Genomic DNA, 6,523 nt, shown 5'->3' with positions numbered 1-6,523 from the left:
GGGCAGAGCCGCTAAGATTTTTTTGACAGACGGGGGAACTTTCACTAACATAGTTATTAGTTATTATTTTTTTCTGCTCTCTATCTTACCAGATTTGAGAGCTTTTTTCTCCATCTATTCTTAACATTCAACACTTCTGCTTTTAACCAATTATATTGCATAATGTTGTTTATCCGTTTGGGATCGACGGGAGTGGCGCAAGTAAAGGAAAATTTGGATCGATCCTCCGCTTAGTCAAGGGGTAGTTTAGAGGAACGGTTTGGTTATGTCAATACAGTCGATCTGAGTTTGAACGGTGGGGGAGCGGTGATGGTGCATTGGTATGGAAAGCCAGCAGTTAGGAGGCCAGGGCGCAAGTTAGGCCATGTTACCGTCTGTACGGATAGCACAAAACGGGAGGAGTGGGTGGCGATCGCCAAAAAAATTGAATCAATATGGTATCCGGGATAAAAATCTCTAATCCCCCCTAGCCGCCAACAGGAATTTGGCTTAGAATACCACTTAAGATAGGCTGCGGCGTTGGTGACTGCCAATAACGTTTTATGATCTATGCTTGACTTATAAGGGAACTGAACCAGATCCTAGCAGCAGTAAACCGAGCCAGCACTCGGAAACGAATGCGGGGACTTCAGTACCCACCTGGTAACCCCAGGTCAAAAGCTGAGGCAAGACGGCGTTGCGGTCTATCTCATCAGGGAATAGGCAATAGGCAATAGGCAATAGGCAAGAGGGAAGTTAACGCTACAAGGTGCTGGAGTAATGATAAAATCGAGAACGCGCTGAAAAGAAGCGTACTTGTGTTTTTATCTACCGCAATTCTTATGACGAAAACCTTTACTGTTGAAATTAACCACCAAGGAACAACTCAGACGATTGAAGTTCCTGAAGACCGGAAAATTCTAGAGGTGGCGAATGAAAAGGGTCTAGATTTACCCCAGTCTTGTTTGGCAGGAGTCTGTGAGACCTGTGCGGCCTTACTGACAGAAGGAACAGTGCGCTATGGTGATGAGAATGATGCCATGGGCTTGAGTCCTGAATTGCGTGAAAAAGGATATGCTCTCCTCTGTTCTGCTTATCCTCAATCGAATATTAAGTTGGAGACTGAAAAAGAGGATGAGGTCTATGACGCGCAGTTTGGGAAATAGGAAATTCTGAACTCGTGCTATAGAATTTTTAATGAAATGTAAACTGGAAATGCCCTCTCCCTATATCCCTCTCCCACTCCGAGAGGGACTTTTCCCCCCTTCTCCTGTGGGAGAAGGGGACGGGGGATGAGGGCAAGATCTGGTCTGTTTACCAAGAGAATAAAGACATGACGACTCACTTTATTACGGCCGAAATCGATTTACAAGCCACGCCTAACCAACTGCATCAAGAGATTGAAGGGGAACTGGAAAAGCGGGGCGAACCCTTGCGTTGGGCAGTGACTGCGGTGGATGAAGAACAGCAGAAGGTGACGGTGGAAGCGGTGGTGATCGAGCAAGCGTGAAGCGTGCCTATACGGTTGTCTTAATTATCCCCACGGGTATTGGTGCAGCCATTGGGGGCTATGGGGGAGATGCTCTACCGGTAGCGAAGGCGATCGCCTCCATAAGCGATCGCCTCATTTCCCATCCCAATGTTCTCAATGGCGCATCCCTCTACTGGAATATTCCCAATAGCTTGTACGTGGAAGGCTATGCCCTAGATCGCTTTGCCAGTCAACACTGGGGACTGCGCCCAGTCAAAAGTAACCGTATTGGGTTAATTCTCGACCGGGCGATGGAGCCAGAGTTACGCACTCGCCATTTACAAGTCGCCGATGCAGCACGGGCAACCTTGGGACTCAAGATCACCGGCTATGTGATGACGGACGCGCCCTTAGAGGTGAACTTAACCCAGGGCGAAAGTCAGGCCAGTTGGGGAACCCTGGGCAACCCGGATAGCCTGCTACGAGCAGCCGAAAAACTGAAAGATGAACAGGGTGCAGAGGCGATCGCCGTTGTCGCCAGATTTCCCGACGATGCCGAGAGCGAAGCCCTGCAAAACTATCGCCAAGGGCAAGGAGTAGACCCTATTGCGGGTGTAGAAGCCATTATTTCCCATTTGGTGGTTCGCACCTTCGGCATTCCCTGCGCCCATGCTCCTGCCCTACAACCCCTACCCCTCAACCCCCAGATCTCCCCCCGTTCGGCAGCCGAAGAACTGGGATATACCTTTTTACCTTGCGTTTTAGTCGGCTTAAGTCGCGCCCCTCAGTTGCTGACTCCCCTAGCGCCCTATCGCCCCCAACCCACCGATATTTGGGCCGATCAAATCGATGCGGTGGTCATTCCCGCAACCGCCTGTGGAGGGAGTGCTATCTTAAAGTTAAGTCAAACCCAGACTTGCATTATTGCTGTTAATGAGAATACGACCGAGATGCGATCGCCTCCAGAACCACTCAAAATCCCAGTAGTGCGAGTAAACTCGTATTTAGAAGCCCTTGGAGTCTTAGTTGCCCATCGGTCTGGGGTAAGCCTAGAATCTCTTCAACCTCACCTATTCCCTCTATAGGATCAGGGGTAAACGACCCCAAAATTGACCTTTCTTTATCTAAACGCCGTGAGTGACCAACATAATCCAGACTTAGAACCGATGACGCGATCGCAAATTCTCATTGCCATGGGAGTAACTGCTGTGATTCTGCTGATTGTCGCCAAAGTGTGGTTAGCGATCAGTCCAACCGACCATCTTCGCGCCCAATGGCAACCGGATAAACTGGCGATCGGTGCCGTTCTTGGCCTCGGAATTACGGCTGCTAGTGCCCTAGTTTATCGCCTCTGGCCCGCCTATCGCCAAAGCGCCGACGTTTATCTCGGCCTTGTCCTTAATCCCTTGACCTATCCCGATATCCTCTGGTTAGGACTGCTACCTGGTCTCAGCGAAGAATTCCTCTTTCGAGGGGTGATGCTCCCTGCCCTAGGGTTTAACTTTACTGGTTTGATTTTATCAAGCCTCTGTTTTGGTGTTTTACACTTAAGTGGGAATAACCAATGGCCATATGTTATTTGGGCAACCTTAGTCGGACTGGCCCTAGGCTATAGTGCTTTAGCCACGGGTAATTTGTTGGTTCCAATTTTGGCCCATATTCTCACGAATCTAGTCTCTAGTTTCACCTGGAAAATGGGCAATCCATCCAACTTAAGTGCTTAATCTTCAACTTACTCCGGCTTTTTGAATTCAGCTAGGAGGTTCAGGTGATACCACAGCAATATCATTTCCATCAAATTAGAGTAACTCTAACCGCCTTGGGTTTATGGAGTTGCCTACTCTTGTTTAGCTTGGTGTTCGCGCCTTTAGAAGGGTTCAACACTCTCAGGTTACAGGAAATTTATCCCTTAATTAGCATTCTACTGGCTCTGATGATGGTCTCCTATTGGGGAGGGTTGAATGTGGGGTTAGGGAGTGCCCTCTTGGTGAATACGCTCCTGGTCTATTATCACTTTATTCCTGGCGATCGCTCCTTTTTTCCCCATACCCCTTTAGAATTGGGTTTATCAGGGTTCCTCATGTTTAGTATTGCCCTCTTGATCGGCCATAGCCAAGACTGCAACAAATCCCTGATCCAGAAGCTACAAAGCACTCAAAATTCCTTAGACAAAAGTTTAGATCGACTCACCAGCTTTAACCTCTTACTCCAAGAACTGCTGCGGGAAAGCCATGTTTACTATCAATCCTTAGCTGATGTTTTACCCCAAATCATCTATCGGGTGGATCTCGAAGGCAAGTTAACCTTTGCCAATCAAGCCTTTTTAAAGATGATTAGCAAAGAATGGTCAGAAGTCACCGGTCAATCCTTAGATCAAATTTATCCTCTAGAGTTCGCCCAAAAAATCATGGGCGAAGATCGATGGGTTCAGGAAACAGGAAACATCTTAGATCGGGTGGATTACCAGTATTGTCCGACTAGCGATTATCCCCGCTATTTTCATGCCATCAAAACCCCCATCTATAATGCCCATGGAGACATTATTGGCACTCAATCTGTCAGTTTAGATATTACTGAGCGCGAAACTATTTTAGAAGCTCTACAAAAGAGCCAAAAGCGTTATGAACTAGCAACCCAAGCGGGAAGAGTAGGGATTTGGGAATGGGATTTACTGGAAAATACGTTTAAGTTAGATAGCAGCTTACAAAAACTATTAGGATATAATCACGAAGAAAATAATCCTAAGTTAGAAGACTGGTCAGAACGAATCTATAGTGAAGACAAAAGAAGTCTGATTCGCCAAATCAATCGAGCCGTTAAAGGAGAAATTGAAAACTACGAAATCACTCAAAGGTTAGTCCATAAGAATGGTCAAGTTTGCTGGTTTTTGCTGCGGGGTACGGTACAAAAAGATGAGCAAAACCAAAGAGTGCGCTTAATGGGGACAGGAACAGACATTACGGAACTCAAAGAAACCGAAGCCGCTTTGATCAAAGCAGAGAAGAAATATCATAGTATTTTTGAAAATGCCATTGAAGGAATTTTTCAAACGACTTTAGAGGGAAAATTTATTAGTGTTAATCCTGCCTTTGCTAAAATTTTAGGGTATGACTGTGCCGAATCTCTGATGCAAGCGGTTGATAATGTGCAAGCCGAACTCTATGTTGAACCAATCCGGCGAGATGAGTTGATTTCTGCGATCGAGAAAAATGGAGAAATTTTAGGATTTGAATATCAAGTTTATCGCTCGGATGGCAGCCAGATCTGGATTTCTGAAAATTGTCATGGGGTGAGAGATCCAGAAGGTGAATTATTATATTTAGAAGGAACTATTGAAGATATTACCGAGCGCAAAAAAGCTCAAGATATTTTAGAATATCATGCGTTTCACGATCCCCTAACCGGCTTGTGTAATCGCTCTGCCTTAATGGAGAAAATTGAAGACTGTTTAAATAAAGTTCGCCAACAACCGGGTCGTTTTTTCACTGTCTTAATGATCGATCTTAATCGTTTTAAGATTATTAATGATAGCTTGGGGCACTTTGTGGGAGATCAACTGTTGATTAGTGTGGCCAGACGCTTAGAAAGCTATATCGCTAATTGTGGGATTGTTGCTCGATTAAATGGGGATGATTTTGCGGTGCTAATTCCAGAAATTCAGAATTATGATGAAATTATGGACTTAGCTGATTGCATGGAAGAAGCCTTTATTAATGAGCCATTTTGGGTGCAAGGTCATGAAGTGTTTATGAGCGCCAGTATTGGCATTGTTTTATCCCATCATGCTTCTACGGGGTTGGTGTATGAAGATGCTGAACAGTTACTCAAAGATGCAGATACGGCGATTTATCATGCTAAACGCAGGGGGAAAAATCATCATCAATTGTTTGATAGTACCATGCGGCCGGTGGATGAATGTCAGTTTCAGTTAGAAATGGATTTACGCCGGGCGATCGATCGCCAAGAGTTTTGTTTATACTATCAACCGATTGTTTGTTTGCATAGGGGAACAATTACTGGCTTTGAGTCTTTGGTACGCTGGAAAACTGAGGGGGATCGAGTCATTAGTCCCGGTAAGTTTATTCCTTTGGCGGAAGTGACGGGTTTAATTGTCACCATAGGAGAATGGGTGATTGATGAAGCCTGTAGGCAAATTAAGGAGTGGCAAACGGATGGGTTATGGTTGGATTCGCTCTATGTGAATGTGAATGTGGCTGGTCGTCAGTTTTCCCAAGCGGGATTGGTGGATATTATTATTCAATCTTTGCAGCGTCATCACTTAGCACCGAGCTATTTCCAAGTGGAAATTACGGAGGGGTTGATGATGGAAAATTTGGACTCGGTGGTGCGTCAATTATGCCAACTGCAAGAGTTAGGGGTTAATCTTTGTATTGATGATTTTGGTACGGGGCATTCGAGTTTAAGTCGCCTCCAGTTGTTTCCGATTGATACTTTGAAGATCGATCGGTCTTTTATTCCTTTACATTCTCAGGTGGAGAAAGATTGGGAGTTGGTGAAATCAATTGTAAATTTGGGCCATAGTTTGTCGATGCGAGTGGTGGCTGAGGGGGTGGAAACGGTGGAACAACAGCAGAAGTTGCAGGAGTTGGGGTGTGATTATGGACAAGGGTATCTGTTTGCGAAACCCTTGGAGCAGGAGGCGGCGAGGGAGTTGTTGTATCAATTAAAAATTAAAAATTAAAAATTAAAAATTATATCAAATCCGGTTAATTGCTTAAGAAGCGGGCAAGATGCCCGCACTCCTCCAATTCTTTGATATTACTGGAGCTTAAGAAGCGGGCAAGATGCCCGCACTCCTCCAATTCTTTGATATTACTGGAGTGGGAGCATCTTGCTCCCGTGATTTATTTATTACTTATTACTTATTACTCATTACTCATTACTCATTACTCATTACTTACAGCGTTTTTCGATGTTATGAGGTACAGTAATCGAAATGTTCCTTGAGAGTGTTGTCCCATGAAAAGCCTGAAGAATGGGCACGCATAGCGTAAAAAATGGTTTTCCCTTCTGCCCATTACCCATTACCCATTACCGCGCGAAGCGCTGTAT

At 45.3% G+C, this 6,523-nt stretch carries 5 protein-coding genes, 1 other RNA gene and 1 pseudogene; all 7 read left to right on the top strand.

Annotation, left to right across the window (positions count from 1 at the left end):
- Positions 1-312 precede the first annotated feature (312 nt).
- A pseudogene (locus tag PJF56_RS14225) lies at positions 313-450 on the top strand (5-(carboxyamino)imidazole ribonucleotide synthase); the annotation flags it as partial.
- Positions 451-505: 55 nt separating this feature from the next.
- Positions 506-689, top strand: a non-coding RNA gene (gene ssrS, locus PJF56_RS14220) — 6S RNA.
- A 132-nt stretch (positions 690-821) separates the two neighbouring features.
- Positions 822-1,145 (top strand): 2Fe-2S iron-sulfur cluster-binding protein, encoded by a 324-nt coding sequence (locus PJF56_RS14215; protein ID WP_283763344.1) that lies wholly within the window; start codon positions 822-824, stop codon positions 1,143-1,145.
- A gap of 167 nt (positions 1,146-1,312) precedes the next feature.
- Positions 1,313-1,489, top strand: a complete 177-nt coding sequence (locus tag PJF56_RS14210) for a hypothetical protein (RefSeq protein ID WP_283763343.1) — start codon at positions 1,313-1,315, stop codon at positions 1,487-1,489.
- Positions 1,486-2,535: a DUF3326 domain-containing protein gene (locus tag PJF56_RS14205; RefSeq protein ID WP_283763342.1), complete on the top strand. Its 1,050-nt coding sequence runs from the start codon at positions 1,486-1,488 to the stop codon at positions 2,533-2,535. Before PJF56_RS14210 ends, PJF56_RS14205 begins: the two co-directional genes overlap by 4 nt.
- An 81-nt stretch (positions 2,536-2,616) precedes the next feature.
- Positions 2,617-3,174, top strand: coding sequence for a CPBP family intramembrane glutamic endopeptidase (locus tag PJF56_RS14200; protein ID WP_430540891.1), 558 nt, complete (start codon positions 2,617-2,619; stop codon positions 3,172-3,174).
- 44 nt (positions 3,175-3,218) lie between these two features.
- Complete coding sequence (locus PJF56_RS14195; protein ID WP_283763340.1) at positions 3,219-6,152, top strand: EAL domain-containing protein; 2,934 nt, start codon at positions 3,219-3,221, stop codon at positions 6,150-6,152.
- The last annotated feature ends 371 nt before the right edge of the window (positions 6,153-6,523 follow it).

The sequence above is a fragment of the Roseofilum halophilum BLCC-M91 genome, from assembly GCF_030068445.1.
In the GTDB taxonomy this organism is placed as follows: Bacteria; Cyanobacteriota; Cyanobacteriia; order Cyanobacteriales; family Desertifilaceae; genus Roseofilum; species Roseofilum halophilum.
Note: the sequence above shows the minus strand (reverse complement) of the source record. Positions and strands in the feature narration are given on the sequence as shown.